We start from the raw sequence: 26,531 nt of genomic DNA, 5'->3' as shown, positions 1-26,531 counted from the left end.
GCTTCACTCGGTCGCGTCAAAATCTTCTTCCTTCGCAATCAAGATGCCCGACAGCGCCCGGAGTCCGGTTTCGAGCTGCTCCAGCGTCGGCGCGCCCAGCGCCAGGCGGACCGCGTTGGGTGCATGTCCCGGGGCGACCGCGAAGGTCGTCGACGGCGTCAACGCGATGTCGCGACGGGCGGCTGCGGCTACGAAAGTCTGCGAGCGCCAATGCGGCGGCAATGTCAGCCAGAGATGATAGGCCTTGGTATTGGCCTGGATTTCGAACCCGGCGAGCAATTTTGCGGCCATCTGCTGGCGGCGCGCCGCGTCGATCCGCTTCAGCCGCGTGAGCTCGGACACGGTGCCGTCACCCATCAGCCGCTGCCCGGCCGCAAACGCATAGCCTGACGCCGTCCATCCGCCGGAGCGGACGGATGCCATGATGATCTCGCGCAGCCGTAGCGGAGACACGATGAAGCCGAGCGCAAGCCCGGGTGCGACTTTCTTCGAGAGGCTGTCGAGCACGATGCAGCGGTCGGGAGACAGCGCAGCGAGCGGCGGCTCATCGTCGAGAAATCCGTAGACCGTGTCCTCGATGATGGTGAGGTCGAGCTTCTCGACCACGCGCAGCAGATCGGTGCGCCGCGCGGCCGGCATCGTGATGCCCAGCGGGTTTTGAATGGTCGGCTGCAGATAGAGCGCCGAAAGATGCGCCTCGCGGTGCGCTTTCTGCACCGCATCGGGCCGCACGCCATGCTCGTCCATCGCGAGCGGCACCAGCGTCACGCCAAGCCGCGCCGCGATGCCCTTGATGAAGGGATAGGTCAGCGCCTCGACGCCGCAGCGCCCGCCTGGCGGCACCAGCGCGGCGAGCGCGGCCGCGATGCACTGCCTGCCGTTGGCGGTAAAGACGATCTGCTCGGCGCCGGGAGACCAGTTCTTGCGGGCAAGGAACGCCGCCGAGACCTGTCGCACGGCTTGCGTGCCCGTGCTGGTCGACGGCCGCAATGCGGCCTCGAGCGCCTCTGTCCGCTCCAGCCCTTGCAGGCTTTTCGCGATCATCGCCGCCTGTTGCGGCAGCAGCGGATAGTTGAATTCCATGTCGATGCGCGCGCCATGCGCCTCGGGCGACGGCGCGATGCTGCCTCGCGCGTCGCCGGAAATGAAGGTGCCGCGGCCGACTTCGCCGACGACGAGACCGCGCCGCAACAGCTCGGTGTAGACCCGGCTCGCGGTCGACACCGCGATCTTGCGCTCATAGGCGAAACTGCGTTGTGGCGGCAGGCGGTCGCCAGGTTTCAGCGCGCCGCCGGCGATCTCGGCGGCGATGGCGTCGGCAAGCCGCAAATATTCGAACTTCGACATTATTGCACCGAGGACAATGTTTCGCTTGAACCGAGATAATTACCGGATCATCTAGAGGGCATCAATCCTACGATTGTACTGAGGATGCGCAAGCAATCCGAGGTCAATACGGCGCTGCGATAGCATTTGCGCCGACGGCATCGGTTTGCCGCGCGGGAGAAAGCCGGAGAGAAGACGATGTCGACGCTATCCTCGGCCGCAGGCCGGCCTGCGCAGCCGGGCGCATCAGGCGGGCTGCTTCGCCGGATCGAAGCGGGCGCGCACGCGCTGCTCGCCTATCTGGAGCGCGGCGCCGCCATCAAAACACTTCGCGGACTGGATGACCGCGCGCTGCGCGACATCGGCATCTCACGCTGCCAGATCGAGGCCGCCGTTGGCGGCGCGCTCAATCCCGCGATGGGAAAGCTTGGCTCGAAAGCATTTTAGTGCCGCACCACCAGCACCGAGCATTTTGCGTAGCGCACCACATGGCCGGCATTGGAGCCGAGAAAATAGGTGCGCATCGCTGGGCGGTGCGAGGTCATCACGATAAGGTCGGCGTGCATTGCCGCCGCTTCCTCTAGGATCTCGTGATAGATGCCACCCTGTCGCACCACGCTGGAAATGCGCGATGGCTCGATGCCGCTTTCCCGGGCCACGATCGCCAGCGCTTCCTCGGAGGTCTGCCGCTGTTGCGTATCAAAATCGGCCGGCACATATTCGGCCAGCATCACCGGTGTCATCGGCAGCACGTTGAGCAGGCGTACCGTACCCCTCCAGTTTTCCGCGAGCGTTGCCGCTGTCGCGATCGCGGGCTTCGCCAGATCGGTGTCGGCCAAATCGATCGGCACCAGAATGGACTTGAACATCCACGCCTCCTGTCCGCTCAACATTGACACGGCAAGCGGCGATTCCCGCGCCTGCCTCTAGTCGTCCGAAGTCTGCTTCAATAGTTTCGGGCTGACAAACTGTACGAGCTTGCCGCGACGGAACGCCACGTCGGTCCAGTCGTGCGTCGGGAAGTCGAAGATCGCAAGACCGGAGGTTGGCAGGTTGTGATCGAGCGCTTTCTTCGCAGATGCGTCGCCGCTGCCGATGAGGGTGAGGGCAAGCTCATGCATGCCGGGATTGTGGCCGACCAGCATCAACCGCTTGGGGTCGCTGACCGAAGCCATCCGAATCGTGTGCAGCAGGTCGGTCGGATCGGCGCCGTAGAGTTCCGGTAGGAACTCGACGTCTGGCGGCGATACGAGCCCTTTCATCGCTTGCCAGGCGACTTCCCAGGTCTGATGTGCCCGGACGGCGGGCGAGACCAGCACGCGGTCAGGAAATGGCGGATGCCGGCCGATCCAGGCGCCGATCTCCGCGGCATCACGGTGGCCGCGCTCGTCGAGCCGCCGGTCGTGATCCTGGCCCGTGGGCGATTCGGTTTCGGTCTTGGCGTGACGCAACAGCATCAAACGGCGCATGGCGCAATCTCAATTCGGCGTGTTCTGGATTAATCTTACATGCTCATGCCCGCGACAAGGTGACAAGCCGTGTTGCGGTCCGTAAGAAAACGACATGAGCGAGACTTCCACAAGTGCGACCGACCATCGCGATGCTGCGATGCCGTTCCCCTCGCGCCTTTCGGTCGAGCTGGACGTCGATATCTGCGTGGTCGGGGCTGGGCTTGCCGGACTGACCGTGGCGCGGGAAGCGGCGCGGCTTGGCGCCAGCGTTGCGGTGCTCGAAGGCCGACAGGTCGGCTGGAACGCCTCCGGTAACCAGCTCGGCACGGTGATGCCGGGATTCAATCTTCCGCTGTCCGAACTGATCGAACGCGTCGGGTTGGAAGACGCCCGCGAACTCTGGGCGCTGTCGAAGGCCGGTGCCGATTACGTTCGCGCGACCGCGACCGAGGAACTGATCCCGGGCATCGCGTTCAGCGAGGGTGCGCTGCAGGTTTCCACCGTCGATGTCGGCGAGACCCTGATCAGCCGGCTACAGACGCTGGCTGAGGATTTCGAGACCGAGGTCGAGGGCTGGCAGGTCGACCGTGTGCGCAGCACCATCAGGACGAAGCGCTATTTCCATGGCATCTACTATCCCAAAGCGTTCCAGGTTGACGGCCGCAAATATGTGCATGGCTTGGCGGCGCTTGCGCAGCGGGCAGGGGCGCGCATTTTCGAGGACACGCCGGTGGTCAGCATCGACTTCTCCGGCATCCGCAAGCGCATCGTTACGCCTTCGGCGCGCTTGCGCGCGAACCATATCGTGCTCGCCGGCAACGTGCATCTCGGCGCGCCGCTCCAGCGCTTGTCGGACACACTGCTGCCGGTGTGGCGCTATGCGGCGGTTACCGAGCCGCTTGGCGAGCGGCTCGCGGAGGCGCTCACCTTTCACGGCTCGGTCAGCCACAGCGACGGCATCGATCATTTCCGCGTCGTCGATGGCGACCGGCTGATGTGGGCGAGCCCGGAGACGACATGGAATGCGAAGCCGCAGCGTTTCGCGCCAGCCATCCAGCGCCGCATAGCGACCATCTTTCCGCAACTCGGCAAGGTCGCAATCGACGATGTCTTCGGCGGCGCCGTTGGCGTGACGGTGCATGGCATGCCGCAGATCGGCGAGCTGCGCAAAGGCCTCTGGGTCGCAAGTGGCTTTGGCCGGCAGGGCATGAACACCTCGGCAATGGCCGGGCTGTTGATCGCACGCAGCATCCTGTGGGGCGACGAACGCTGGCGGCTGTTCTCGCCGTTCGAACTGGTCTGGGCGGGCGGGACGACCGGCCGCATCGCCGCGCATCTGATCAGCCTTTGGGGGCGGGGCGCCTCCGCCGCCGCCAACGCACTGGCGCGCTATCGGGAGGGCGTGCGCGCCAAGGAGCGCGTCCGCAACGCACGGCTCGCCGAGGCCAATCGCCAGTACGGCACCCTGCCGCGGCCGCCGCGCCGCCGCCCGGCGCCTGGTGGCCAGCGGACTGCGCACCCGCAACCGTCTGTGCCGCAGGAGCCGTATGGCTCAAGCTCGCAGAAAAGTGAGGAGATCAGGGACTGACCGGTGTAACGTCGCAATCGGGTGTGCCGTATCTGACAGCGAACAATCGTCATCCGCCTCCACGGAGACCATCATGATTGACCGCCGTTTCCTGCTTGCTTCCGTTGCCGGCCTGTTCAGCCTCGCCGCTTTCCGCTGGCTGCGTGGTTCACCGGCGCAGGCCGCCGAGAAATTCGAGATCGAGAAGACCGACGCCGAGTGGCGCGCGCAGCTCACGCCGCAGCAATATGAGATCCTGCGCAAGCAGGGCACGGAGCGGCCCTGGTCCAGCCCGCTGTTGAAGGAGCACCGCAAGGGCATCTTCGCCTGCGCAGGCTGCGACCTGCCGCTATTCTCCTCCGACACCAAGTTCGAAAGCGGGACCGGCTGGCCGAGTTTCTATCGGCCGCTCGAAAACGCCGTCGGCACGACGGAAGACCGCACCTTCGGCATGGCGCGTACGGAGGTGCATTGCCGACGCTGCGGCGGCCATCTCGGCCACGTCTTCGACGACGGTCCGAAGCCGACGGGTCTGCGCTACTGCATGGATGGCTTTGCGCTGGTCTTCCATCCGGCGACCGCCTCGGCCACCTGAATCTATCTTCATCACGCCAGATGCAATGAACACAAAAAAGGCCTCCCTTTCGGAGGCCTTTTTTCCTCGATCGTGTGATCGTCTCACGCCGACTTGCGCTCGTCCTCCTGCGCGGGGGCGTCGAGCTTCCTTGCGCTTTGCAGCAGGGCCTCTTCGTGTGCGATCAGCTTCTTCGACTCCTTCAGCGCGTGATAGAGGTCACCGTTGAGGATGTGGTTGTTGATGTTTTCGATGAATGGCCAGCCGCTTGGCATCGCCGTGATGATGTCGCGCACCAGGCTGAAATAGGTCGGATGGTGCGCCATCGGGTCGGGCGAGAGATACATGAGCTGCACCGCGAGATAGACCAGCTTGGCCGGCGTGTCGGCTGTCTCCGGCGTCAGAATGTCCTTCTCGCGCAGGATCGGAATCCTGTCGCCGTCGATCAGGAGGCGAGCCCGCTGATCGGTGTTAGTGACCACGCAGGAGCCGATGATGATCCGCTCGTTCGGCTTCAGCTCGACCTTCAATGCCATTCCCGTTCTCCTCTGCCGCCATTCCCGCGCGATGCGTCGTTGCGACGAAATCGAATCATGTCTGGCGCGCGTCCGCCGTTAAGACCGATGGCGGCCGATCGCGCCGCAATCCTTTCCGATCATGGTTAACAGTTGGTAAACGCCATTCCTGCTGTGTTCGCCCTTCGGTCCGAAGGCGCAGCAAATTCAGTAGTATTCCGGAGCAATTGTGCCGCTGCGTAGCATTTTCGCGCTGTTCGCTGGCCAGAAATCCGACCAGGAAGATTCATTTTTTCTTAGGAGGCTTGGTTCCAAGGTGAGCCGTCGTCCGATCAAAAAAGATTGGAAGCGACTTGTTCCTGTTTCACACCAGAAAGGTATGAAAATGTCCGGCATTGTTCTCTCGGCATCGGTACGCCAGAACCTCCTCTCGCTGCAGTCGACAGCCGATCTGCTCGCCACCACCCAGAGCCGTCTTTCCACCGGCAAGAAGGTTAACTCGGCCCTCGATAACCCCACCAACTTCTTCACCGCCGCCGCGCTCGACAATCGCGCCAGCGACATCAACAACCTGCTCGATGGCATCGGCAACGGCGTGCAGGTGCTGCAGGCGGCCAACACCGGCATCACCTCACTGCAGAAGCTGGTCGACGGCGCCAAGTCGGTCGCGACCCAGGCCCTGCAGTCGACCGTCGGCTATTCCGCCAAGTCGAGCGTGAGCGTCAAGATCAACGGCGCCACGGCCTCGAACCTGCTCGGCACCGGCGCGTCGATCGACGCGGCGTTCACCGGCACCAACCAGGTCAACAACCAGGCGGTCACTTATACCGCTTCGACCGCCAACGGCACCGCGATCGGCGCGTCTCACCAGAACGCCTACACCAGCAACACCTCCACCGGCACGGTTGCGCTGCAGGACAACGCAGGACCGCCAGCGGTGGCAGTCAATAACCTCACCTCGCTCAACTCTGGCGGCGCTAACCACCTTGATTCCGCCGTTCTGGCCTCGCTCTCCGGCCAGACGCTGACCATCAACAACAACACCATCACCTTCAGCGCGACGGCGACGGCGACCACGACGACCGGCAACAACACCACGATCGGCCTCAACACCGGCACCACCTCGACGTTCGGTGACATCCTTACCGCGATCGGGACCGCGGCGGGCGCCGGTGTGACCGCCACTGTTGACGGGACTGGCCACATCCTGATTGCAACCGGCGCGACGAACGATGTCACCATCACCGGTGGCGCTGCGGCGACCGCGCTCGGCATCTCCACCACCAACCGCGGCGGCGGCTCGATCGTTGCGGCAACGGCCACCGCAACGACGCTGATTGGCGTGCCGGCGACTCCGGGCTCCGACGCGTTGAGCTCTGCTCTCACCACGTCGGACTACCTGCAGATCAACGGCAAGACGATCCAGTTCCACGCCGGCACCGGCGTTACCGGTTCGATGGCGGCCAACAACTACTCGATCGGCCTCGCCGACGGGACGATCGGAAGCATCCTGAGTGCGATCAATCAGGCCGCGCCCGGCGTTACCGCCACGGTCGATGGCACTGGCCAGATCAATATCGATACCGGCACCACCAACGACCTCAGCCTGTCGGGCTCGCTTGCCGGTACGTTGAGCAAGCTTGGCCTGACCGGTGTCACGAGCGTGACCCGCGCGCCCATTGCCACGCCTGAGATCACCGGCGCTACTCTGCTTTCCGGTGCTTCGACTGCGACCAGCGATGCGTTGAAGTCGGCCTTCTCCGCGGGTGACACCATCACAGTCAACGGTAAGCTCCTGAGCTTCGTGACCACGGGTGCAGCCGACGATAACCACATCAACATCACCGACAACATCACCACCCTGTTGAGCAAGATCGATACGTTGTCAGGCAACACCGGCACCGGCTCCACGCCGTCGACCGTCACCGGCGGTCACATCGTGCTCCATACCGGCGCTAGCAGCGACCTGACGATCACGAGTTCGAACGCCGATGCGCTCGCAGCGCTCGGCCTCGGCACCGGCGTCAGCCAGGCCCGCGGCACCGGTCCGTCTCCGCTCAACGGCCAGACGCTGTCGATCGCCTCCACCGGCGGCGGCGTCGCAACCAGCATCACCTTCGGCGGTACCGGCCCGGGCCACGTCAACTCGCTGAACGACCTCAACGCGGCGCTGTCGTCGAACAATCTACAGGCCACACTGGCGCAGGACGGCACGCTGACGATCACCACCTCGAACGACGCAGCCTCCGCCACGATCGGCTTGATCAGCGGCACTGCGGCTCTTTCGGGCCAGTTGTTCTTCGGCAAGACCCCGAGCGATCCGGTGGTCGATCCGAACGCCAGCGCCGCTCGTGACGCGCTGGTCACCCAGTACAACAACATCCTGAACCAGATCACGACCACGGCGCAGGATGCTTCCTTCAACGGCGTCAACCTGCTCACCGGCGACACGTTGCGGCTGACCTTCAACGAAACCGGCAAGTCGACGCTGGGGATCTCCGGCGTCAACTTCAACTCCGCGGGCCTTGGCCTTGCGGCGCTGTCGGCCGGCGACTTCAAGGACAACGACTCCGTGCAGAAGGTGGTGAGCGGGCTCAACAACGCCAGCAGCACGCTGCGCGCCCAGGCGTCGGCCTTCGGTTCGAACCTGTCGATCGTGCAGATCCGTCAGGACTTCTCGAAGAACCTGATCAACGTGCTGCAGACCGGCTCCTCCAACCTGACGCTGGCCGACACCAACGAGGAAGCGGCCAACAGCCAGGCGCTGTCGACCCGCCAGTCGATCGCGGTGTCCGCGCTCGCGCTTGCCAACCAGAGCCAGCAGAGCGTGCTGCAGTTGCTGCGCTAAGCGCAGCGTCACCAAAGCAAGAACGACACGAGACGGCGGGGGAAACCCCGCCGTCTTCGTTTTGGTTAAGGCGTGGCGTGGCGGCTTCTGCCGGAAAACGGACACATTTGGTAACCCTTGCTAACCATATTTAAAGGCACCGTCTGTATGAAAGTTGGGCACTTTTTGAGACCCCGCGGTCAAACCGCTCCCACCGAGGTTCGTGAATGTCAAACGCAGCTCAGGCCTACGCACGCACGTCAACTACGACGGCGTCCCCCCGTGAAATCGAAGCGCAGGCGCTGCTAAAGGCTGCACGACAGCTTCAGGAAGTTCAGACGAACTGGAATGGGCCCGACAAGGCGATGCAGAATGCGCTGCTGTTCAATCGCCGCCTGTGGTCGATCTTCATGAGCGCTGCGCAGGCCAATGACAATCCGCAGCCGCTCGAAGTGCGCCAGAACATCACCAATATCGGCGTATTCGTGATGAAGCAGACCGTCGAGATGCAGATCAATCCGGATCCGGCGAAGCTGAAGTCGCTGATCGACATCAACTGCAACCTCGCCGCCGGCCTCGCCGGCCGCGCCTAGGCAGAGTGGGGCGGCTGCAATGGCCGACATGATGGGCATCCTGGCGGCCAACTACAAGGCCGTCGGGCTGAACGTTCCCTCCAAGACGCCCTATGTAGCCGTTGATCCTCAGCTCTACGAGGGCAGTTGGACCGGCAAATACGCCAACAACAAGTCGTTCAAGATCCAAGTCTCGAACGTCACGGGCTTCCGCGCCAAGGTGCACTACGAGAGTGAGGGCACCAGCAAGTACCAGGATGTCCTGATCAAGGATCAGTCGTTCCGGATCGGCGATACCAAGTTTACGCTGACCGCGATCGGTACGGCGCTGATCAAGAATGTCGTCAACGATCCTGCGACCGGGGGAACGTATCTCGACCAGGCCTACGCGAAGCGCCAGGGCTAAAGCTTCGTTTCGAGAACCGAAGCTTTAGATCTTTTGTTTGGCGCGTTTTCTTCACGCGAACCGGTATCCACTTCGCTCGAAAACGCTCTGAAGCGTCAGGCCCTGCGGTCGGTGGCGCCGAGACGCGTCGGCGCTTCCTTGGTCAGGTCGAGCGTGCGGAAATAGGCGCGGCGGCGCAGCACCGCCTCTTCGGGAAACTGCCTCACCACCTGGCTCGTGCGGTTGTCGACGACCTGAAAGACAACGGAAGCGGCGTCGCGATCGATAATGACTTGATTGGAAACGGACGCGTTGACGACGTTGGAATTGATGCTGGCGCGCGCGCCAGCATCCGTCGCAGTCACGCTCCGGCTCGGCGGCAGTTCGGTTGGGACGGCATTCCGTGCCGCTTCGCTAACGGGAGCGGTGATCGGTGCCGCAACCGGTACCCCGACCGGCTTGATGCTGAAATCTGTACTCATCACGCCTCCTAGTGCCTGCGCACTAGCTAATGCTTCGAGTCAAATCCCAACCCTCCATAAACCGCAACTATAGGCCACACCTCTCAATAGGTTGTTAGGGAACGCGCTGAATGCCGCGCTTACATCAGCGCGACAATTTTAGCGAATTACAGCGACCGGCTGACCGCGAGCGGCGTCATGTGGCGCGGACCAGGCGCGGCGCGCCGGCCGGCGGCGGTGTAGGTATTCGGCACGTTGCGGCGCTGGATCTCGCTGTTGACGCCGCGCACGATACCCTCCGACACCGCATGGGCGGTGGCGAGAACAGTCAGATTCACCTGAAGCATCGCGCGGAAGGTATCGTGATGGCGGCGCAGCGTGTTCAAGAGATCGGGCGCCGCTTGTGCTAGCTGCTTCTGCGCAGCCTTCACGCTCTCGACCGCGACCATGTAGCGGCGCGACAATTCCGATTTCTGCGCTTCGAGTAGCATCGCCTCGCGTACCTTGCCGGCGCGTACCAGCTCCGTCTCGCGCTCGGTGATGCCGAGCAGCGCGCTCATCACATCCATCAGCTCTTCCGCGAGCTTGCGGATTTCGGCAGGTGTCGACGCTGCAGACTTCGCGGCTTGCGCCGGCGCCGGCCGCGGTTGAAGACGCTGATTCATCTTGTCCTGATCTCCTTAAGCTTGGCTGGCGCCGCCTGCCTGCTGCAGGATCAGCGTGCGGAACACTTCGTTGGAAATGCCGACGCCGCCGGATTTCGCGAACGATTTCGAATATTCTTCCGTCAGCATCGAGCGCCACACGCCGGTGCCCGGCGTATCGCCAAACGGGCCTTCGCCCTTGATGCCGCTGGTCATCTGCGAAAACATCGAATTGAGAAACAGCGCCTCGAAATCCTGCGCCTTCGCGCGGGCCTTGGCCTGCATTTCCGGTGAGACCTTGGTAAGCGCTTCCGCAAGTTGCGGGTCGTTGCGGCCATTGCCGCGCGGCGCGCGGTAGGGATTGGTGAGGACGTCGGCAAATCCGCTCTGCATCACATCACCTCGATGTCGGCCTGGATCGCGCCGGCCGCCTTGATCGCCTGCAGGATGCTGATGAGATCGCGCGGGCCGATCCCGAGCCCGTTCAGTCCATCGACGAGTTGCTGCAGCGAGACGCCGTCTTTCACCACGGCGAATTTCTTGCCGTCTTCGGTAACCTGTACATTCGAGCGCGGCGTCACCACCGTGCGTCCCCGCGACAGCGGATTGGGCTGGCTCACTTGCGGGCTCTCGGAGATCGACACCGTGAGATTGCCTTGCGCGACCGCCACGGTGGCGACGCGAACGTCGCGGCCCATCACGATGATGCCGGAGCGCTCATCGATCACGATCTTCGCCGCAAGATCCGGATCGACCTGCAACTGCTCGATCTCGGTCAGGAAGGCGACGACGTTGCCCTTGAACTCTGCCGGGATGTTGAGCTGCACGGTTGAGGGATCGATCGGCTCGGCGCTCTTGACCCCGAGGAAATCATTCACCGCCGCCGCAATGCGCTTGGCGGTGGTGAAGTCGGCATTGCGCAGCGCGAGGCGGACATTGGGCAGGCGATTGAGCGTGAACTCGATCTCGCGCTCGATGATCGCGCCGTTGGCGATACGGCCGACGGTCGGGACGCCGCGCACGACCTTGGCGGCTTCGCCTTCGGCCTGGAAGCCGGAGATCGCGAGCGTGCCCTGCGCGACCGCATAGACATTGCCGTCGGCGCCGAGCAGGGGGGTGACGAGCAGGGTGCCGCCACGCAGGTCCTTGGCGTCGCCGAGCGCGGAGACCGTGACGTCCATCCGCGTGCCCTGCGTGCCGAAGGCCGGCAGATTGCCGGTGACCATTACGGCGGCGACGTTGCCGGTGCGGATGGTGGCGCCGCGGATGTTGACGCCCATCCGTTCCAGCATCGCCTGCAGCGATTGCTTGGTGAAGGGGATATTGTTGAGCGTATCGCCGGTGCCATTGAGGCCGACCACGAGGCCGTAGCCGATCAGCTGGTTCTGCCGCACGCCTTCGATATTGGCGAGGTCCTTGATCCGCGACGTCGCGCCCGCGGGCAAAGCGGTCAGCGCGAGCGCGAGCCACGCGGCGCAGGCGGCTGCGAAATAGTGTGCCGAACGGATGCCGGGCATCCCTTTGCTCCCCTCGAGGTCTTCCATCGGACCGGCACGCCACTCCCATAGCGGCGATCCGCCCTTCACTATGCGAGGGCTGTGCCATGGCGGGGTGATCCATCAAATAACTGATATCTTTAGTGAAATTGCGTGATCGCCATTCGCGCTCCGTTTTCCGGCGGAGTCGAAACTGCCGGCCGGCGGCAGATTTTGCCGGGTCGTTTACGGTCCATTAACCATAAGGGGGCGAAAGTTCCGCCCAGCACGCCCGCGGGATCATCGACGATGCGCATCTCAGGACCGAACGGCACCACGCTTGGAACGCCCACGAGCAGCACGCGGCGGAACAGTTCGAGCAGCTTCGCGCTGCCGGAACCCTCGACGGAGGCGGGCGAGGTCCGTTCCGGCGCCGCGCCGAAAGCTGCCGGCAATATCGATGCGCTGCTTGCGCTGCAGGGTGTCGAGGACCCCATGGAACGCCGCAAGCGCTCGGTCGCGCGGGGCCGCGGCGCGCTCGATGTGCTCGACGAGCTCAAGATCGGCCTTCTGGCCGGCAATCTGGAAGCGAGCACCGTGGCGCGGCTGCGCGATGCCGCCGCCAGCCTGAAATCCTCCTCCGGCCATCCCGGCCTCGATGCGGTCCTGTCCGAGATCGAGCTTCGCGTCGAAGTCGAGCTCGCCAAGGCCGGGCAGGCCTAAGGGCGGTTGCCTTGAAAGCAATTCGTTCGGTCCGGTCAGCGCGGATTTAATTCCCCAGGCCGGGCAAAAAGGACTGATCCGGCCCCTTCATGCGCGGGGATGCTGGTGCCGGACGAGCGCACTGACTGGTCCCGGCGGAACGGGGCCAACTTGCCTGTGTAAGGGGGTGGAAATGGCCATTCGTAGCAGTTGCACCGATATTGTCTGTCACATGAGGTAGCTATATAAGGCGCCGCGCGGATGACCCATTTTCGTCCGCCTGACAGGGACATGGACTGCCTTTGGAAAAGCTGAAGAACTACCGGCCTTCTGAAAAAGAGCCTTTCATGAACGAGCGTCAGCGCGACTATTTCCGCGCCAAGCTGCTGGCCTGGAAGGATGAGATCCTCCGCGAATCGAAGCTCACGCTGCAGACCTTGCAGGAAGAGAACGTCAACCACCCCGACCTTGCCGACCGTGCTTCCTCCGAGACCGACCGTGCGATCGAGCTGCGCGCCCGCGACCGCCAGCGCAAGCTGATCTCCAAGATCGATGCCGCACTGCAGCGCATCGAGGACAACACCTACGGCTATTGCGAGGAGACCGGCGAGCCGATCTCCCTCAAGCGGCTCGAGGCTCGTCCGATCGCAACGCTCTCGGTCGAGGCCCAGGAACGTCACGAGAAGCGCGAAAAAGTCTATCGCGACGAATAGGGTTGGGCTCGCGGCGGTGCCATTGAAACCGCCATCCGGCGGAGGTAGTTTCGCGCCGCCATGATGACATCCATTCTCAACTTCGCGTCGGTCTTCTTGCTGGGTCGCTGACCCCAGCCGCCGCTGCCTGCGGCATCCCAGTGGACCGATTGAGCCGGACCGCCGCTGCATGGCGCAGCGCAACAATGTCTGGCGCCAGCTTGAGAGATCATCATCATGACTAACCACGAACGCGCGCGTTCGCTCACCGACGCGCAAATTGCCCAATTCATCGAACACGGCTTTGTCAGGATCGACGACGCTTTTCCGCGCGAGCTTGCCGCGGAAGCGCGCGCCATCCTGTGGCGTGACTTGCCATGCAGCGAGCACGCGCCCGCAACATGGACGCGCCCGGTGGTGCGACTGGGCTTCTATGGCCAGCCACCGTTCCGGCAGGCGATCAACACGCCGGTCCTGCATAGGGCGATCGACCAGATCGTCGGGAGAGGCCGTTGGTGGCCGCGACAGGACATCGGCACCTTTCCAGTACGCTTTCCGCATCCGGACGATCCCGGCGACGCCGGATGGCACGTCGACCTCAGCTTTCCCGGCGAGGATTGCGATCCGAATGAGCGGCAGGATTTCTCGGCCTGGCGCGTCAATGTCACCTCGCGCGGGCGTGCATTGCTGATGCTGTTCCTGTTCTCCGATGTCGGCGAACAGGATGCGCCGACACGCATCAGGGTCGGCTCGCACCAGCCGATGGCTCGCTATCTCGCACCCGCAGGCGAGGCCGGCCGTGCCCGCATGGTGCTGAACGAGATCGGCGCCGACTGTCCGATTGCGCTTGCGACCGGCGCGGCCGGCACGGTCTATCTCTGCCATCCCTTCCTGGTTCACGCCGCTCAACGGCACCAGGGCAGCGCGCCTCGTTTCATGGCACAGCCCGCGCTGCCATTAAGGGAGCCCTATCGGCTCGCGCGTCCTGACGGGGCCTATTCGCCGGTCGAGATCGCGATCCGGCAGGCGCTCGGAATGGCGAAATAGCGTAAAGCTGCGAAGCGACATTCAGGTGAGTTCGGCGCCGAGTGTCGCTTCGCGCCCGGCTGCGTGGCCGCGTGCGCCATAGGTCTTCGACCAGGCCAGCAGTTCGCGGAACGCCGGCAGCAGGCCGTAAGCGGCGTCGGTCAATTCGTATTCCACCCGCAGCGGCTTTTCGGCAAGCACGGTGCGAAGAACCAGGCCGTCGCGTTCGAGTTCGCGCAGTTGCGCGGTCAGCATGTGCTGGGTGATGCCATCAAGCGAGCGGCGCAGGGCACCGAAGCGGATCGCCCTGTTCATCAGCGAAAAAAGAATCTCGAGTTTCCATTTGCCGCCGAGCGCGTGAATGGCATGCTTGAAATCGTCGAGCAGTGCGGGGTCCGGTTTACAACCTGCGCATTCGGCGGAATCGCAAGGCGACGTGGTATTGTTTTCCATACCGGTCTCGAATTTCATCCTACTTGTCCCGCTGCAGATAGTGGCCCAGATGCGGATGTTGCAGGCCGGCGCAACGAATTTCCGCGCCGAGGCCGAGGATTCAGGAAAGGCTTTGTCGGATGAGCACCGTTTTGGTTACGGGTGGATCGGGTTTCATCGGGGTTCACACCATCCTGCAGTTGCTGGTCGCGGGGCATCAGGTGCGCACCACGGTACGCCGGCCGGAGCGCAGCAAGGATGTGCTGGCGATGCTGCACCAGGGCAATGCGCCATCGCCCGAGAGCGTATCGTTCTTCACTGCCGATCTCACGCAGGATGCCGGCTGGCGCGAGGCGGTGGCCGGCTGCGATTACGTGCTGCATGTCGCCTCTCCGCTCAGCAGCAGTGTGCCCAGGGACGAGAACGAGATGATCATTCCCGCACGCGATGGAACGCTGCGGGTGCTGCGCGCTGCGCGCGATGCTGGCGTCAAGCGTGTCGTGGTCACGTCGTCGATGGGGGCGATCGGCTACGGCCACCCGCCGCAGGCACACCCGTTCGACGAGACGAGCTGGACCAATCTCGATGGCGATGACGTGTTCGCCTATGTCAAATCGAAGACGCTGGCCGAGCGCGCGGCCTGGGATTTCATTGCGAAGGAGGGCGGCGGGCTGGAGCTGTCCGTCATCAATCCCGTCGCCGTGTTCGGTCCGGTCCTGGGACCGGATTTCTCCGGCTCGATCGACATCATCAGGATGCTGCTCAATGGCGCGATGCCGGCGGTGCCGCGAATCCATTTCGCCGTGGTCGACGTGCGCGACGTGGCGGAGCTGCATCTGCGCGCGATGACCTCGCCGGCGGCGCGCGGCGAACGCTTCATCGCGGTTGCCGGAGATCCGATGTCGATGCTCGATATCGCAAACCTCCTGCGGCGCGACCTCGGTTCCGCCGCCCGGCGGGTGCCGCGCTTCCAGGCGCCGGACTGGGTGGTGCGGTTGGCCGCAATGGGCGTTCCGGTGCTGCGCTATGCCGTGCCGATGCTCGGCAAGGTCCGCCGCTCCACCAGCGCGAAGGCCCGCGAAAAGCTCGATTGGACGCCCCGCCGCGATGACGAGACGATCCTTGCGACCGCCGAAAGCCTGATCAGGCTTGGCCTTGTCAAGGCGTGAGCGCGTATGTGACGCGCTTGTCAAGCGCGCGCCGTGGTGCTGAATTGCCATCTCGACAACGCAATCCGGGAGGTGGCCATGGACAGGACCGCAGCGGCCGCAAAGGCCATCGCCACCGCTCGCCGTAACCGCGCGCCGCTGGCGGCGCTGCCGGTGGATCTGGTGCCGGCCGATGAGGAGGAGGGCTATCAGGTCCAGCGTGCGGTGCATGACCTGTTGCTGCCGAAGGTCGGCGCGCTCGTCGGCTACAAGATCGGCTGCACCAGTGCCGTGATGCAGGACTATCTCGGCATCGACCATCCTTGCGGCGGCGGCGTGTTCGAGAAGGGCGTGCATGAGAGCGGCGCCGAGCTCAAGATGGCCGACTATGTCCGCGTCGGCGTCGAATGCGAGATCGCGGTGAAGCTGGCGCGCGATCTGGCGCCGGGCGAGGCGCCGTTCACCGCCGAATGGGTGGCGGAGGCGGTCGCGGAGTATCGTCCCGCGATCGAGATCGTCGACGACCGCTATGCGAAATGGGAGGCGATGGGCGCGCCGACGCTGATCGCAGACGACTTCTTCGCCGCCGGTTGCGTGCTGGGCACAGCAGTGCCGCGCATCACCGCGCCCGATCTGCACGACGTCAAGGGCCGCGCCCTCATTAATGGCGAGGAGGTGGCGAGCGGCACCGGCGCCGACGTGCTCGGTCATCCCCATAACGCACTCGCCTGGCTTGCCAACCATCTTGCCGCCGAAGGCAAGGGCTTGCATGCGGGACAGGTGGTGCTGACGGGCAGCCTGGTGAGGACGATATGGCTCAATGCCGGCGACAGCGTCGTGATGGAGCTCGCCGGACTGGGCAAGGTGAAGGCCACGTTCGCGTGATGGGTAGGGTGGGTTCGAGCGCGCTGCTCTCTCGCTGTCGTCGCAGCGAAAAGCGGGGACCCATAACCAGAGGGAGTTGCTGTGGCGCAAGCAAGCGGTTGCAGCGGAGCATATCACGCGCCTGTGGTTATGGGTCCCAGGTCCCGGCTACGCCAAGAGGCTTCGCCGCGGCGCGCAAGCCCGGGACGACGTGGGGAAAGGTCCGATTCAAATTTCAAATAGCGTGAGGATGTGAGTTCGCGTTCTCGCGGCATGGATTGCCCGAGCTTTGCGCTCGTCTCACCCTCCTCGATATCAGAGGGCGCAGGGAAAGCCGGGTGCTGGTTGCACCCGTGGGTCCCGTGCGACAAAAAGCACGGGGGTAGGACCACAGGTTCAACCGAAGCATTCCGGCTTTCCCTGCGCAGTGGTTTACGACTTACTTCGTGCTCTTCCCGGTGACCGGGCTTTCTTGCCACCGTCGCCCGCAGACTATCTCTACGAACTTAGCGCCAGCGTCGGGGCGCCAGAACCACACGACTTCGCCGTCCGCTGATGTCACGCTCGTCTGTCGCAACACCCGCGTCCACCGCATCTCACCGCAACGTTCGTGACGATCGCGACCCGCCCCTCATCCGCCGTGAGACACACGGAGTTAAATCACTGATTTGCCCGACGGCGAAAGCGGAATGTTTTCCGCGTGAGGACTGGACGAAGCAAATCACTTTGATTGAATTAAAGAAAATCGCGCGAATGATACGACGCCGTCATGCCCGGGCTTGCCCGTCTTCGCTATCGCTTCGCCGGACTGACATTAGAGTGCCCGGCGAAGCCTCGGCGTAGCCGGGTCCCGGGCATCCACGTTCTTCGCGCCCGAGACAACGTGGATGGCCGGGTCAAGCCCGGCCATGACGGAGGAGAGGATTGCGCAATGACGGGGACTGTCATTCCGGAGCGTCCGAAGGACGAGCCCGGAATCCATTTCGCCGCTTGCGCTAGCTGCCCAATGGATTCCGGGCCTCGTGCTTCGCACGCATGCCAGAATGACGGCCCCTCACGCCGACACGTCGACGAGCTGACCCTTCTTGTCCGCGTTCTTATGAAACTGCTGCTCGATGAGATCCTTGATCTTCTGCTCGACGGCCTGGCGCTGTTGCGGCGTCATGCTTTTCAGGTCGTCCTCCGTCAGCCCCATGCTCTTCAGGATGTTCGCGCGCATCCGGTCGATCGGGTTCATGTGGGCGTATTTGAGGAACTCCTGCTCGATATCGTTGCCGAGGGAGGTTTCTCGCGCGGGTTGGGTGGAGGCTTGATCGTCGGCGCTTGAGACCTCCTTTGCGGCAGTGTTCTTCGTGTTCGCGGTCACAAAGCTATAGGAGGAGATCGTTGGCGGTATCTGCACGTCGCACCTCATTGGTGACTGCAGAAGCGGCACGCAAAGCCTGTGCCATTATGTGCGCGAGCTATTTCAAGGGGATAGGCGCGATCGTCAGGACATTTCGGCGGCGGATGGGCAAGATCTGCCCGGCGAAGTTTTCCCGCTCTTGTGAATGAGCCACATTATTCGATGTCACCTCGGTGATAGTTGCAAGTCGCGGACTATCACGGTCAGGAAAGGCGGCGCGATCCATGATTGGCGCCGGCGCTGCGGCTCACCATCTCGACTGAGTGTGATTCCGCGTCGTCCAGGAGACCAGAATGAGATACGCACTGATCGGCACCGCTGGCGTCATCGCGGCGGCTTTCGCAAACCCGGCATCGGCACAGGCGGTGATCGAAGATCCCGGCTACTGCGCGCAGTTCTATCCCGATGCCAATTGCCAGAATATCGGGCCGGGCAATCCCTATACCGACGGCAACTGGCGCAACGATTGGCCGCCTGCGCGACACGCGTTCATTGAACGGCATGCGCGCCACCAGCGTCATCTCAGCCATCACGAGATGAATGGCAGGGCAGGCTAGCACTACTTTGGCAGATTGTTGGTTTTGCCGTGCTTTGTAGGATTCCCGAATCAATTTTTCAATGATTCATGGGTGGTCGGCTCTTGGAGGGCTGACCATGGCGGGATGGGAAGACGAGCTCGAACGCTGGCTGATGCCGTTCTTGGACCGGCTGGGTCATAAGACTCGGCAGCGGATGTGTCCTCTGTATGTTGCGGGACTGATCGGTCCTGGCGATCGCAAGAGCGTTCAGCCGATGGCGGAGCGCCTTGCCACGGGCAACTACGACCAGCTGCACCATTTTATTGCGGACGGTGTCTGGGACGCGACGCCGCTGGAGACAGAGCTGCTCAACCAGGCGGACCGACTTGTCGGCGGCAGGGATGCGGTGCTGGTTATTGATGACACCTCACTGCCGAAGAAGGGTGAGCGCTCGGTTGGTGTTGCGGCTCAATACGCGTCGGCTCTCGGCAAAACGGCAAATTGCCAAACGCTGGTGTCTTTGACGCTTGCGCGCGGCGAAGTGCCAGTGATGGTCGCGTTACGTCTCTTTCTGCCTGACAGTTGGACAAGTGACGTGTCTCGTTTGAAGCGCGCTCGCGTGCCAGTCGAACACCGAACGCCACGGTCCAAGCCGGAGATTGCTTTGGCCGAGATTGACCGCGCGATGGCAGCCAACGTGCGCTTTGGATGTGTGCTGGCGGATGCAGGATATGGACTTAGCGCACAGTTTCGACAAGGGCTAACAGAGCGCGGGCTGGCCTGGGCTGTCGGTATCCCTCGGCACCTGAAAGTGTATCCGGTCGATGTGAAGCTCATTTGGCCGATTACCAAAGTCCGCGGGAAACCACGAAAGCACCACGTGCCCGATATCTTATCGATTGCGGCAGAACAAATGCTGGCCAGCGCCAAATGGAAAGCCGTGAGTTGGCGCAGCGGGACGAAAGGTCGGCTGAAAGCTCGATTTGCTGCTCTCCGTGTCCGCACCGCCGACGGCCCTCCTCAGCGGATTTGGGATAAGGGGCAGCAGCATCTCCCGGGCGACGAAGCTTGGCTCATTGGCGAGCAACGTGCCTCAGGGGAGAAGAAATACTATCTTGCCAATCTCCCTGCGGCGACGGATCTGCGCACACTAGCCGCCACCATCAAGGCAAGATGGATTTGTGAGCAGGCGCATCAGCAGTTGAAGGAGGAGCTTGGACTTGATCACTTCGAGGGGCGATCATGGCAGGGTCTTCATCGCCACGCCCTGATGACAATGATTGCCTACGCCTTCCTGCAACATCGTCGCCTCGCACACGCGGGGCGGAAAAAAAAGAATCAACGGACCTCCGCCTCAGCCAACCATGCCCGCCGTACGTCACGCCATCGTCGATCTCATCCTTCGCCGTCTCAACGGTGTCCATACTGCCGAAAACAAATCCCTGAAAAATACCGGCGGAAACCGATTCTGCCAAAGTAGTGCTAGGACGTGGACTCATTAACGCGAAGCCATAGCCTGATCGAGGCGAGCTGAACGAAAGCAAGATAGTTCGCTGCCAGCTTGTCATAGCGAGTTGCCACGCGACGGCACTGTTTGATCCTGTTGAAGAACCGCTCGACCTGGTTGCGAGCGCGATAGAGATACGGGCTGAAGCAGATCGGATCACTGCGATTGCTCTTTGGCGGGATGTTGGCCCACGCGCCCTTCTTCATCGCAAGTTCTCTGATCCAGTCGGCGTCATAGCCACGGTCGGCGAGTAACATTGCCCCGGATTTCAGACGAGACAGCAGTTTTCCGGCTAGTCGAACGTCGTGCGCCTCACCGGGGCTCAGCGCTAGCCGTACCGGCAGACCATTGCTATCGACCACCGCATGAATTTTGCTCGTCAAGCCGCCGCGTGACCTTCCCATCGATTGGCGCTGGTTTCTCGTAACGCAGGCTCCATGCTGGTGCACGCGGACAATAGATGTGTCGATCATCTGGACAGCGGCATCATGAGCAGTGGCAAGTGCGTCTATGATGCGGCCCCAGACACCAGCCCGCCGCCAACGGACGAAACGGTTATAGCAGGTCGCGTAAGGGCCAAAATGATCCGGCAGATCGCGCCAAGGTGCCCCGGATCGCAGGACCCAGAAGATGCCGTTTAAAACACGTCGGTCGTTTACCCGAGGAACGCCACGAGGCTTGTTTGGCAGCATCGGCTTGATGGCAAACCATTCATAGTCGGTGAGTTCGTAGCGCATGATTCGTCCCCCCAGTTTGGGAGTTTGAATCATGGGGAGCGGTCCAAGCGCAACGCTTCTGGCCTGGCTCGGCGCTCTCTGGGCAAAGCTTCAGCTAACCGACAGCCCTCGTTGAGTCCGTCGAAAATGACCCAATGTATGGTCCGGCCGTGCGTAGCAAGAAGATTTCGACGATCCGGTAGATGCGGTCTTGCATCAATGTATCCGGCCTCTGCTTGGAGCGCAGTGCTCCGGGCCATCATGGATATCAGCGCGCATGTGATCTGGTTAGCGGACAGGCCTCGACCGGGCCATTTGGGTCACCAGTGTTCGCATGCGCCGGGAAGACCGATTCTCCATCGTCGTCTCATCCTCTCGCAGACCTCGGCGGGTAAGGGTGTTGTTACGTCATCGATAGCTCCTCACTTCGCGCTGTTCCTTTGTTCGTGCCTGGCGGTCGTTCCTTCGTCCCGGCCTGCGCGCGCAGGCGCGCCGCGCGCAAGGGGCCGTCAAGGCCGGCCGTCGTGCTGTCCTGACGTCTTGCTATCCTGCCGCCAGGCTGCGCCTTGATGGCCCCGCGCACGGCGCGAGGATCAAGCAGGTCGGGACGCCGTCTCCTCCGTCTTGACGCACGCGAAGGCGCGTCCCTTGTTGAGGACCGCCCAGGCGATCCGGGCGAGCTTGTTGGCGAGCGCAATCGCCAGCACGTTGTGGTGCAATCGTTTCTTGGCGGCTTCGATCCAGGAGTTGAGGCCATAGCGCTCCCAACACCTTACCTTGACCAGCACAACCCACGCGGCTTGCACGAACAGCGCGCGCAGGTAGCGATTGCCGCGCCTTGATATATTGCCGAGGATCGTGCGGTCGCCGGTCGATATCTGCTTCGGCACCAATCCAAGCCAGGCGCCGAAGTCGCGGCCTTTCGAGAATACGTCTCCAGTGCCGATCGCGGCGACCATTGCGCTCGAGATGATCGGGCCAATGCCAGGCACCGTCATCAGTCGCTGGCAGGCCTTATCTTGACGGGCCAGTGTTTCGATCTCGCTAGATAGACCCTCGATACGCTCATCCAGCCGGCGCCAGTCTTCGGCCAGACCCTCGATGATGCGCAACATGCGAGGCGAGAGAACATCGGTGCGAGTTGCCAAGATACCCGGCAACTCGAACCGCAGGGAATGCAGGCCTTGCCGCACGGCGATGCCCCGCTCCAGCAGGAACGCACGGATCTGATTGATGGCGCCGGTACGCTGACCGACCAATCGATCGCGGACGCGGTGCAGTGCCTGAAGGTCGAGTTGATCGGCGGTCTTGGTCGCGACGAACTTCATGGTCGGGCGTTGGACAGCCTCGGCGATCGCTTCCGCATCTCGGAAGTCATTCTTCTGCCCCTTCGAATACGGCCGCACGTATTTCGCCGGCATCAGGTGGGCGTCGTGGCCAAGCATTTGGAGCTTGCGGCTGAGATGATGCGCGCCGACGCAGGCTTCCATCCCGATCAGGCACGGCGGCAGGTTGGCAAGTCGCGCCTCGACCTGGCCACGCGACCATTTTTGCCGGAGTACGATCGCACCACGCCGATCGTGCCCTATGACGTGAAACGAGTTCTTGCCGATATCAATGCCGACCACGGCGATTGTGCTGCTAGATTTCTGAGACATGGCGTGCTCCTTTTCGGTGCCCCGAACCAGCTTCGATCACTGGCGGGGCTGGAGTACGGCCGGACCATCCCATTAGCGGACGTTAGTCGGACCGTGCGGCCGACTCGTCAATTTTCATAGTCGGCTGCCTGCCTTGACCTGCTGGCCGACTAGGTCACGCACGATTCAAATTTTGTTTTTTGACCTTGAGGCAGGCAAATCTCCGCCCACTTGGTCGTTGTCACGGTGCGCGGCGATGAACATGGCGACGGCCGACCGGCAATAGGATTCGATTTCGTTGTCGTCCTCTGCTTTCGCCTGATCGAAGCGTGCGATCATCAGGAGATCGGATCCTTTGAAAAGCGCGGCGAACAAGCGGGCGGACCGGAGAGGATCGGGCACGTTCAGAACCGCCTTCGCGTGCAACTGACGCAACAAGGCCTCGATTTCGGCGATGACATGGGCGGGGCCGGCTTCGAAATGGAGCTTGCTTAACGCGTTTTGACTCGTCTTGTCGGCCATGACCATGGCTTCGAGGCTGCGGACGTCTGATCTCAACAGCGTGCGAAGCAGTGATGATCCCACCGCCACGAGCTGATCTTCGACCGAACCGTCGACGCCTTCAAGAAGGGCCTGTAGTGCAAACAACTGATGGCAGCCGGCCGCCATGGCCGCGCCGAACAGCGCCTCCTTGTTCTCAAAGTGCCTGTAGATGCTGAGCTTGGATATCTTCGCTCGCTGGGCGACCTTGTCCAATGTCGTCGCTTGAAAACCCAACTCCACAAAGAGCTCGCGCGCGGCGTCGATGATGGTTTGGCCAAGCGCCTCGTTGGCGGGCCGGCCGCGCCGGCCCTGGCTGTTTTCGGTCACGGCAATTCCAGTACTTGACAGTATCCTAATTCTTGAATTACGATACCATGAAGTATCTGAAATGTGCAAGCCAGGGGGTAGGGTGACTCCTTCGATGCAACGACGAGCCATGCTGAAGTTGGCTGCGCTTTCCGCCATCGGCCTCGCCGGCGCTCAGGCCACCGCCAAGCCCAACTCGTCTCCCTCCATCCACAGCACGGAGCCCATCACCATGGATGACGTCATCATCATCGGCGGCAGCTTTGCCGGTCTCGCCGGCGCCCTGCAGCTCGGCCGCGCCCGCCGCAAGGTCACCGTTCTCGATACCGGCCTGCCGCGCAACCGCTTCGCCGGCCACTCGCATGGCCTGCTCGGCCACGATCACAAGCCGCCGCTGGATATCCTGGCCGAGGCCCGGCAGCAGCTGGCGCGTTATCCCGCGATCAAGCTGGTCAGTGCCCGGGCCGAAAGTGTCTCCGGCGCCATCGACGATTTCAACGTCCTCACTTCAGATGGCGAAAGCTTTCGGGCGCGCCGCCTGATCCTGAGCTATGGCGTCGCCGACCAGATGCCTGATATTCCGGGCTTTGCCGAAGGCTGGGGTACCTCCATCGTGCCCTGCCCCTATTGCGACGGCTTTGAAGTCGCCGGCCAGCATTGGGGCCTCGTCTGGTCCGGCCCGCAGTCGCACAATCAGGTCAAGCTGTTTCACGATTGGACCGACAGGTTGACGCTCTTCGCCAATGGTTATGACATTCCGCCCGATACCCGGGCCGATCTGGCGCGCCGCAACACACCTGTCCTCGATGGCCGGATCACCGGGATCGCCCATCACGGGGGCCATAACGCCACCGTCAAGCTCGATACCGGCTCCGATGTCGCGGTCGACATTCTGTTCGCGCATCCGCGCAACAAGCCGTCCGCAAGCCTGCATGAAGCACTGGGCCTCGCCACAGTCGATACGCCCCTCGGCATCATCCTCAAGGTCGACGAGCGCCGCCAAACCAGCATGCCCGGCATCTACGCCGCCGGCGACCTCGCCAACCCCCTTACGCCGCCATCGGTCACCCTGGCATCATCGCACGGCGCGATGGCGGGAATCTTCGCCCAGCAGTCGATGGTGGTTTGAGAGCACAGATACAGGATGAGCATGGCCGTCGAACGAGACAGCGCGGATGTGCGCTTCCCTCCGCCCTTCGTCTATCTGGGAGCGCTGCTGTTGGGGCTGGCGGCGGAGCGTTTCGTCACCCTGCGCTCTTTCGGCATCGACTGGCGGTTGCTGGTCGCGGCAGGCGCGCTGCTGTTCGTTGCCGGCGCGGTGATGATGCTTACGGCGGCGGGGCTGTTCCGGCGACTGGGCACCAACGTTCCGCCGTCGCAGCCAACGACCCTCATCGCAACGACCGGTCCTTATCGGTGGACCCGCAATCCCATGTATCTCGGCATGGCGCTTATTTATGCCGGCCTTGCGATCGGCTTCGACGGGCCGATCGCCTTCGCCTTGCTCCCGTTGGTGTTGATCGCGGTTCAGACGCAGGTGATCAGCCGCGAGGAGCGCTATCTCGAAGCGAAGTTCGGCGACGACTCCGCCGCTACAAGGCCGAGGTTCGCCGCTGGCTCTGACTACTCCGCCGCTGCCGCCTGCGGGGCCGCCCGTCGGCCAGCTTTCCCAACGGATCGCCGTCGTTACCCGGAGCAGCTTTCAGTATCTGGAAAGTATCCATCCGTCTTGCAGAGCCGTCGGCTATCCAACAACAGGTGGCATCAATGGTCTACAGTCTAACTGTCAAAAAAGAGATCCGCAGGAGCTTCGATCATGTCAACAACCAGCGTTGGGATGATGCTGCAAAGGGCCTAACACCAAACGCGTATCACTGGGTTGCCGGAAATCATGCGTTGGGGGGTGAGCGACATGGAAAGCAATCGGTGAAGCAGTGGTTCGAGCGCATGGGCCGTGTTTTCCCGAAGCTTCACATAGATATTGAGCAGGTCGAGGTGACGGGTTGGCCATGGAATACCACAGTGTTCGTCAAGTGGCGGGCCAACGCGAGGCTACTTGACGGCCAAAGCTCGTATGTGAACAGGGGCGTCCACGTCTTCAAGTTGCGATGGGGCAAGGTTTATTCGATTGAGGAATACTTCGACTCGCAGGCTGCAGAACGAAGCCTCGCTATCCAAGCTCGTGCTGGTTTGGATGAAGCTGCGGCTGGCCCAATCGTGAGCTAACGCGGATCACTCGTGTGATGCCGCCATCAGCGCACGGCGCCTTATCACTAGTGGAGGCGGGCTCGCTGGAGACGATGGGCTTTGGCATCGGATAGCTTCGTTAAGAACGAACCAGAACAAGGATATGTCATGGCACAGCACAATGCCGATCGAGCCGCCGGCTGGAATGACCAAAGCGGGGAGCGCTGGGTCGCCCACCAGGCCCGGCTCGACGCCATAGCGGCCGTGTTCGGTCAGGCCGCGATCGAAGCCGCCGCGCCCGCGACGGGCGAGCGCGTGCTGGACGTCGGCTGCGGCGCGGGCGCGTCGAGTCTGGCTCTGGCCGCCCGCGTCGGCGCGGGGGGCCAAGTGCTGGGCGTGGACATATCCGAACCGCTGATCGCCCGAGCGCGCGCGCTCGCGCCACAGGATACGCCAACCCTGTTCCGCGTCGCCGACGCCAGCAGCGCCGAGCTGCCCGAGGGGGCGTTCGACATCCTGTTCTCGCGTTTCGGGGTGATGTTCTTCGACGATCCGAGAGGCGCGTTCGCCCATATGCGCCGCGCGCTCAAGCCGGGCGGGCGGGTCGCTTTCGTCTGCTGGCGTGGCGCGGCCGAGAACGATTGGATGCGCCTGCCGATGGGCGCGATTAAGGGCATCGTCCCGGCGACCGCGCCGCCCGATCCCGAAACGCCCGGCCCGTTCTCGTTCGGCGACCGGGGGCGGGTGGCGCGCATCCTGACGGGGGCCGGCTTCAACGATATCGCTATCGCGCCCTTCGATGCTTCCGTCCCGTTTGGCGAGGGCGCGACGCGGGACGCGGCGATCGACGACGCGGTGCAGATGACGTTCGAGGTCGGCCCGCTGTCGCGCGCGCTTGTTGATCAGCCCGACGACATCCGCGCCCGCGCCTCGGCCGCGGTTCGTGCCGCCTTCGCGGACTGCCCCGGCGAGCGGTCGGTGATGATCGACGGCGCGACGTGGATCGTCACGGCGCGCAATCCCGCGCAAGCTGATAGCGATTAGCAGGGGG

General features: G+C 63.0%; 28 protein-coding genes and 2 pseudogenes. 17 read left to right on the top strand and 13 right to left on the bottom strand.

All coding sequences use genetic code 11. The features are described 5' to 3' along the window. Nucleotides 1–3: 3 nt before the first annotated feature. The gene (locus AC5ZG5_RS15885) at nucleotides 4–1,347 is read right to left on the bottom strand and encodes an aminotransferase-like domain-containing protein (protein WP_456643379.1); all 1,344 of its coding nucleotides are present in this window, start codon (nucleotides 1,345–1,347) and stop codon (nucleotides 4–6) included. Nucleotides 1,348–1,524: 177 nt separating this feature from the next. Here AC5ZG5_RS15885 and AC5ZG5_RS15880 point away from each other — a divergent pair, with 177 nt between their 5' ends. Further along, entirely contained in the window at nucleotides 1,525–1,773 is a 249-nt protein-coding gene (locus AC5ZG5_RS15880; RefSeq protein ID WP_456643378.1) for a DUF1127 domain-containing protein, read from the top strand. Here AC5ZG5_RS15880 and AC5ZG5_RS15875 read toward each other — a convergent pair. After that, nucleotides 1,770–2,195: a universal stress protein gene (locus tag AC5ZG5_RS15875; protein WP_028163586.1), complete on the bottom strand. Its 426-nt coding sequence runs from the start codon at nucleotides 2,193–2,195 to the stop codon at nucleotides 1,770–1,772. The genes AC5ZG5_RS15880 and AC5ZG5_RS15875 overlap by 4 nt on opposite strands. 57 nt (nucleotides 2,196–2,252) lie before the next feature. Further along, complete coding sequence (locus AC5ZG5_RS15870) at nucleotides 2,253–2,795, bottom strand: SixA phosphatase family protein (protein WP_208829151.1); 543 nt, start codon at nucleotides 2,793–2,795, stop codon at nucleotides 2,253–2,255. Nucleotides 2,796–2,889: 94 nt separating this feature from the next. Here AC5ZG5_RS15870 and AC5ZG5_RS15865 point away from each other — a divergent pair, with 94 nt between their 5' ends. Both AC5ZG5_RS15865 and msrB read left to right on the top strand, forming a co-directional pair. Further along, nucleotides 2,890–4,365, top strand: a complete 1,476-nt coding sequence (locus tag AC5ZG5_RS15865) for an NAD(P)/FAD-dependent oxidoreductase (protein WP_456643377.1) — start codon at nucleotides 2,890–2,892, stop codon at nucleotides 4,363–4,365. Nucleotides 4,366–4,438: 73 nt separating this feature from the next. Then, on the top strand, nucleotides 4,439–4,939 hold the full coding sequence (gene msrB, locus AC5ZG5_RS15860) for a peptide-methionine (R)-S-oxide reductase MsrB (RefSeq protein ID WP_456643376.1): 501 nt from the start codon (nucleotides 4,439–4,441) through the stop codon (nucleotides 4,937–4,939). A gap of 83 nt (nucleotides 4,940–5,022) precedes the next feature. Here msrB and flbT read toward each other — a convergent pair whose 3' ends face one another. Continuing rightward, on the bottom strand, nucleotides 5,023–5,454 hold the full coding sequence (flbT, locus tag AC5ZG5_RS15855; protein WP_456643375.1) for a flagellar biosynthesis repressor FlbT: 432 nt from the start codon (nucleotides 5,452–5,454) through the stop codon (nucleotides 5,023–5,025). A gap of 364 nt (nucleotides 5,455–5,818) precedes the next feature. Here flbT and AC5ZG5_RS15850 point away from each other — a divergent pair, with 364 nt between their 5' ends. The 3 genes from AC5ZG5_RS15850 (at nucleotide 5,819) to AC5ZG5_RS15840 (ending at nucleotide 9,238) form a co-directional block, all read left to right on the top strand. Next, nucleotides 5,819–8,281, top strand: a complete 2,463-nt coding sequence (locus tag AC5ZG5_RS15850) for a flagellin N-terminal helical domain-containing protein (protein ID WP_456643374.1) — start codon at nucleotides 5,819–5,821, stop codon at nucleotides 8,279–8,281. A gap of 206 nt (nucleotides 8,282–8,487) precedes the next feature. Continuing rightward, complete coding sequence (gene flaF / locus AC5ZG5_RS15845) at nucleotides 8,488–8,853, top strand: flagellar biosynthesis regulator FlaF (RefSeq protein ID WP_028163580.1); 366 nt, start codon at nucleotides 8,488–8,490, stop codon at nucleotides 8,851–8,853. A gap of 19 nt (nucleotides 8,854–8,872) precedes the next feature. Continuing rightward, on the top strand, nucleotides 8,873–9,238 hold the full coding sequence (locus AC5ZG5_RS15840; protein WP_028163579.1) for a hypothetical protein: 366 nt from the start codon (nucleotides 8,873–8,875) through the stop codon (nucleotides 9,236–9,238). Nucleotides 9,239–9,333: 95 nt separating this feature from the next. Here AC5ZG5_RS15840 and AC5ZG5_RS15835 read toward each other — a convergent pair whose 3' ends face one another. The 4 genes from AC5ZG5_RS15835 to AC5ZG5_RS15820 all read right to left on the bottom strand — a co-directional run bounded on the left by AC5ZG5_RS15835 (nucleotide 9,334) and on the right by AC5ZG5_RS15820 (nucleotide 11,839). Continuing rightward, nucleotides 9,334–9,699: a flagellar protein FlaG gene (locus AC5ZG5_RS15835; RefSeq protein WP_028163578.1), complete on the bottom strand. Its 366-nt coding sequence runs from the start codon at nucleotides 9,697–9,699 to the stop codon at nucleotides 9,334–9,336. 146 nt (nucleotides 9,700–9,845) lie between these two features. Beyond that, nucleotides 9,846–10,343, bottom strand: coding sequence for a hypothetical protein (locus AC5ZG5_RS15830; protein ID WP_456643373.1), 498 nt, complete (start codon nucleotides 10,341–10,343; stop codon nucleotides 9,846–9,848). A 15-nt stretch (nucleotides 10,344–10,358) separates the two neighbouring features. Continuing rightward, the gene (gene flgJ, locus AC5ZG5_RS15825) at nucleotides 10,359–10,715 is read right to left on the bottom strand and encodes a flagellar assembly peptidoglycan hydrolase FlgJ (protein ID WP_028163576.1); all 357 of its coding nucleotides are present in this window, start codon (nucleotides 10,713–10,715) and stop codon (nucleotides 10,359–10,361) included. Then, on the bottom strand, nucleotides 10,715–11,839 hold the full coding sequence (locus AC5ZG5_RS15820) for a flagellar basal body P-ring protein FlgI (protein WP_456643372.1): 1,125 nt from the start codon (nucleotides 11,837–11,839) through the stop codon (nucleotides 10,715–10,717). Before AC5ZG5_RS15820 ends, flgJ begins: the two co-directional genes overlap by 1 nt. A 267-nt stretch (nucleotides 11,840–12,106) precedes the next feature. Between AC5ZG5_RS15820 and AC5ZG5_RS15815 the strand changes: the two genes are divergently transcribed. The 3 genes from AC5ZG5_RS15815 (at nucleotide 12,107) to AC5ZG5_RS15805 (ending at nucleotide 14,238) form a co-directional block, all read left to right on the top strand. Beyond that, complete coding sequence (locus AC5ZG5_RS15815) at nucleotides 12,107–12,520, top strand: flagellar assembly protein FliX (protein WP_456643371.1); 414 nt, start codon at nucleotides 12,107–12,109, stop codon at nucleotides 12,518–12,520. Between the two features lie 326 nt (nucleotides 12,521–12,846). Then, nucleotides 12,847–13,212, top strand: coding sequence for an RNA polymerase-binding protein DksA (gene dksA / locus AC5ZG5_RS15810; protein WP_196237262.1), 366 nt, complete (start codon nucleotides 12,847–12,849; stop codon nucleotides 13,210–13,212). 216 nt (nucleotides 13,213–13,428) lie between these two features. Next, on the top strand, nucleotides 13,429–14,238 hold the full coding sequence (locus AC5ZG5_RS15805) for a phytanoyl-CoA dioxygenase family protein (protein ID WP_456643370.1): 810 nt from the start codon (nucleotides 13,429–13,431) through the stop codon (nucleotides 14,236–14,238). A gap of 21 nt (nucleotides 14,239–14,259) precedes the next feature. On the opposite strand, the gene AC5ZG5_RS15800 is transcribed toward AC5ZG5_RS15805, so the two are convergent. Further along, nucleotides 14,260–14,688, bottom strand: a complete 429-nt coding sequence (locus tag AC5ZG5_RS15800; RefSeq protein WP_456643369.1) for a winged helix-turn-helix transcriptional regulator — start codon at nucleotides 14,686–14,688, stop codon at nucleotides 14,260–14,262. A 101-nt stretch (nucleotides 14,689–14,789) separates the two neighbouring features. Between AC5ZG5_RS15800 and AC5ZG5_RS15795 the strand changes: the two genes are divergently transcribed. After that, nucleotides 14,790–15,818 (top strand): SDR family oxidoreductase, encoded by a 1,029-nt coding sequence (locus AC5ZG5_RS15795; protein WP_456643368.1) that lies wholly within the window; start codon nucleotides 14,790–14,792, stop codon nucleotides 15,816–15,818. A 78-nt stretch (nucleotides 15,819–15,896) separates the two neighbouring features. After that, nucleotides 15,897–16,682, top strand: coding sequence for a 2-keto-4-pentenoate hydratase (locus AC5ZG5_RS15790; protein ID WP_028163570.1), 786 nt, complete (start codon nucleotides 15,897–15,899; stop codon nucleotides 16,680–16,682). A gap of 1,033 nt (nucleotides 16,683–17,715) precedes the next feature. Here the strand turns inward: AC5ZG5_RS15790 and AC5ZG5_RS15785 are convergent. Next, complete coding sequence (locus AC5ZG5_RS15785; protein ID WP_456643367.1) at nucleotides 17,716–18,063, bottom strand: hypothetical protein; 348 nt, start codon at nucleotides 18,061–18,063, stop codon at nucleotides 17,716–17,718. A gap of 296 nt (nucleotides 18,064–18,359) precedes the next feature. Here AC5ZG5_RS15785 and AC5ZG5_RS15780 point away from each other — a divergent pair, with 296 nt between their 5' ends. Both AC5ZG5_RS15780 and AC5ZG5_RS15775 read left to right on the top strand, forming a co-directional pair. Further along, nucleotides 18,360–18,623 carry a hypothetical protein gene (locus tag AC5ZG5_RS15780; RefSeq protein WP_456643366.1) on the top strand — a complete coding sequence of 88 codons (264 nt, stop codon included), beginning with the start codon at nucleotides 18,360–18,362 and terminating at the stop codon, nucleotides 18,621–18,623. Nucleotides 18,624–18,684: 61 nt separating this feature from the next. Beyond that, a pseudogene (locus tag AC5ZG5_RS15775) lies at nucleotides 18,685–20,030 on the top strand (IS701 family transposase). A gap of 36 nt (nucleotides 20,031–20,066) precedes the next feature. Here AC5ZG5_RS15775 and AC5ZG5_RS15770 read toward each other — a convergent pair. From AC5ZG5_RS15770 to AC5ZG5_RS15760, 3 genes are all read right to left on the bottom strand, one after another. After that, nucleotides 20,067–20,828 (bottom strand): IS5 family transposase, encoded by a 762-nt coding sequence (locus AC5ZG5_RS15770; protein WP_456643365.1) that lies wholly within the window; start codon nucleotides 20,826–20,828, stop codon nucleotides 20,067–20,069. A 572-nt stretch (nucleotides 20,829–21,400) separates the two neighbouring features. Further along, the gene (locus AC5ZG5_RS15765) at nucleotides 21,401–22,465 is read right to left on the bottom strand and encodes an IS110 family RNA-guided transposase (RefSeq protein WP_456643364.1); all 1,065 of its coding nucleotides are present in this window, start codon (nucleotides 22,463–22,465) and stop codon (nucleotides 21,401–21,403) included. 165 nt (nucleotides 22,466–22,630) lie between these two features. Beyond that, nucleotides 22,631–23,314, bottom strand: a complete 684-nt coding sequence (locus AC5ZG5_RS15760; RefSeq protein WP_456643363.1) for a TetR/AcrR family transcriptional regulator — start codon at nucleotides 23,312–23,314, stop codon at nucleotides 22,631–22,633. Nucleotides 23,315–23,525: 211 nt separating this feature from the next. Here AC5ZG5_RS15760 and AC5ZG5_RS15755 point away from each other — a divergent pair, with 211 nt between their 5' ends. The 4 genes and pseudogenes from AC5ZG5_RS15755 to AC5ZG5_RS15740 all read left to right on the top strand — a co-directional run bounded on the left by AC5ZG5_RS15755 (nucleotide 23,526) and on the right by AC5ZG5_RS15740 (nucleotide 26,524). Next, on the top strand, nucleotides 23,526–24,422 hold the full coding sequence (locus AC5ZG5_RS15755; RefSeq protein ID WP_456643415.1) for an NAD(P)/FAD-dependent oxidoreductase: 897 nt from the start codon (nucleotides 23,526–23,528) through the stop codon (nucleotides 24,420–24,422). Between the two features lie 21 nt (nucleotides 24,423–24,443). After that, a pseudogene (locus AC5ZG5_RS15750) lies at nucleotides 24,444–24,916 on the top strand (methyltransferase family protein). Between the two features lie 144 nt (nucleotides 24,917–25,060). Beyond that, nucleotides 25,061–25,519 (top strand): nuclear transport factor 2 family protein, encoded by a 459-nt coding sequence (locus tag AC5ZG5_RS15745; RefSeq protein ID WP_456643362.1) that lies wholly within the window; start codon nucleotides 25,061–25,063, stop codon nucleotides 25,517–25,519. A 129-nt stretch (nucleotides 25,520–25,648) separates the two neighbouring features. Beyond that, on the top strand, nucleotides 25,649–26,524 hold the full coding sequence (locus AC5ZG5_RS15740; protein WP_456643361.1) for a class I SAM-dependent methyltransferase: 876 nt from the start codon (nucleotides 25,649–25,651) through the stop codon (nucleotides 26,522–26,524). The last annotated feature ends 7 nt before the right edge of the window (nucleotides 26,525–26,531 follow it).

The organism is Bradyrhizobium sp. Ses1 (assembly GCF_059512365.1).
Note: the sequence above shows the minus strand (reverse complement) of the source record. Positions and strands in the feature narration are given on the sequence as shown.

Excerpts from the sequence above, each read along its gene's own strand:
- AC5ZG5_RS15885 (WP_456643379.1), bottom strand. The coding sequence starts at position 1,347 with ATGTCGAAGTTCGAATATTTGCGGCTTGCCGACGCCATCGCCGCCGAG.
- AC5ZG5_RS15880 (WP_456643378.1), top strand. The coding sequence starts at position 1,525 with ATGTCGACGCTATCCTCGGCCGCAGGCCGGCCTGCGCAGCCGGGCGCA.
- AC5ZG5_RS15875 (WP_028163586.1), bottom strand. The coding sequence starts at position 2,195 with ATGTTCAAGTCCATTCTGGTGCCGATCGATTTGGCCGACACCGATCTG.
- AC5ZG5_RS15870 (WP_208829151.1), bottom strand. The coding sequence starts at position 2,795 with ATGCGCCGTTTGATGCTGTTGCGTCACGCCAAGACCGAAACCGAATCG.
- AC5ZG5_RS15865 (WP_456643377.1), top strand. The coding sequence starts at position 2,890 with ATGAGCGAGACTTCCACAAGTGCGACCGACCATCGCGATGCTGCGATG.
- msrB (WP_456643376.1), top strand. The coding sequence starts at position 4,439 with ATGATTGACCGCCGTTTCCTGCTTGCTTCCGTTGCCGGCCTGTTCAGC.
- flbT (WP_456643375.1), bottom strand. The coding sequence starts at position 5,454 with ATGGCATTGAAGGTCGAGCTGAAGCCGAACGAGCGGATCATCATCGGC.
- AC5ZG5_RS15850 (WP_456643374.1), top strand. The coding sequence starts at position 5,819 with ATGTCCGGCATTGTTCTCTCGGCATCGGTACGCCAGAACCTCCTCTCG.
- flaF (WP_028163580.1), top strand. The coding sequence starts at position 8,488 with ATGTCAAACGCAGCTCAGGCCTACGCACGCACGTCAACTACGACGGCG.
- AC5ZG5_RS15840 (WP_028163579.1), top strand. The coding sequence starts at position 8,873 with ATGGCCGACATGATGGGCATCCTGGCGGCCAACTACAAGGCCGTCGGG.
- AC5ZG5_RS15835 (WP_028163578.1), bottom strand. The coding sequence starts at position 9,699 with ATGAGTACAGATTTCAGCATCAAGCCGGTCGGGGTACCGGTTGCGGCA.
- AC5ZG5_RS15830 (WP_456643373.1), bottom strand. The coding sequence starts at position 10,343 with ATGAATCAGCGTCTTCAACCGCGGCCGGCGCCGGCGCAAGCCGCGAAG.
- flgJ (WP_028163576.1), bottom strand. The coding sequence starts at position 10,715 with ATGCAGAGCGGATTTGCCGACGTCCTCACCAATCCCTACCGCGCGCCG.
- AC5ZG5_RS15820 (WP_456643372.1), bottom strand. The coding sequence starts at position 11,839 with ATGCCCGGCATCCGTTCGGCACACTATTTCGCAGCCGCCTGCGCCGCG.
- AC5ZG5_RS15815 (WP_456643371.1), top strand. The coding sequence starts at position 12,107 with ATGCGCATCTCAGGACCGAACGGCACCACGCTTGGAACGCCCACGAGC.
- dksA (WP_196237262.1), top strand. The coding sequence starts at position 12,847 with ATGAACGAGCGTCAGCGCGACTATTTCCGCGCCAAGCTGCTGGCCTGG.
- AC5ZG5_RS15805 (WP_456643370.1), top strand. The coding sequence starts at position 13,429 with ATGACTAACCACGAACGCGCGCGTTCGCTCACCGACGCGCAAATTGCC.
- AC5ZG5_RS15800 (WP_456643369.1), bottom strand. The coding sequence starts at position 14,688 with ATGAAATTCGAGACCGGTATGGAAAACAATACCACGTCGCCTTGCGAT.
- AC5ZG5_RS15795 (WP_456643368.1), top strand. The coding sequence starts at position 14,790 with ATGAGCACCGTTTTGGTTACGGGTGGATCGGGTTTCATCGGGGTTCAC.
- AC5ZG5_RS15790 (WP_028163570.1), top strand. The coding sequence starts at position 15,897 with ATGGACAGGACCGCAGCGGCCGCAAAGGCCATCGCCACCGCTCGCCGT.
- AC5ZG5_RS15780 (WP_456643366.1), top strand. The coding sequence starts at position 18,360 with ATGAGATACGCACTGATCGGCACCGCTGGCGTCATCGCGGCGGCTTTC.
- AC5ZG5_RS15770 (WP_456643365.1), bottom strand. The coding sequence starts at position 20,828 with ATGCGCTACGAACTCACCGACTATGAATGGTTTGCCATCAAGCCGATG.
- AC5ZG5_RS15765 (WP_456643364.1), bottom strand. The coding sequence starts at position 22,465 with ATGTCTCAGAAATCTAGCAGCACAATCGCCGTGGTCGGCATTGATATC.
- AC5ZG5_RS15755 (WP_456643415.1), top strand. The coding sequence starts at position 23,526 with ATGGATGACGTCATCATCATCGGCGGCAGCTTTGCCGGTCTCGCCGGC.
- AC5ZG5_RS15745 (WP_456643362.1), top strand. The coding sequence starts at position 25,061 with ATGGTCTACAGTCTAACTGTCAAAAAAGAGATCCGCAGGAGCTTCGAT.
- AC5ZG5_RS15740 (WP_456643361.1), top strand. The coding sequence starts at position 25,649 with ATGGCACAGCACAATGCCGATCGAGCCGCCGGCTGGAATGACCAAAGC.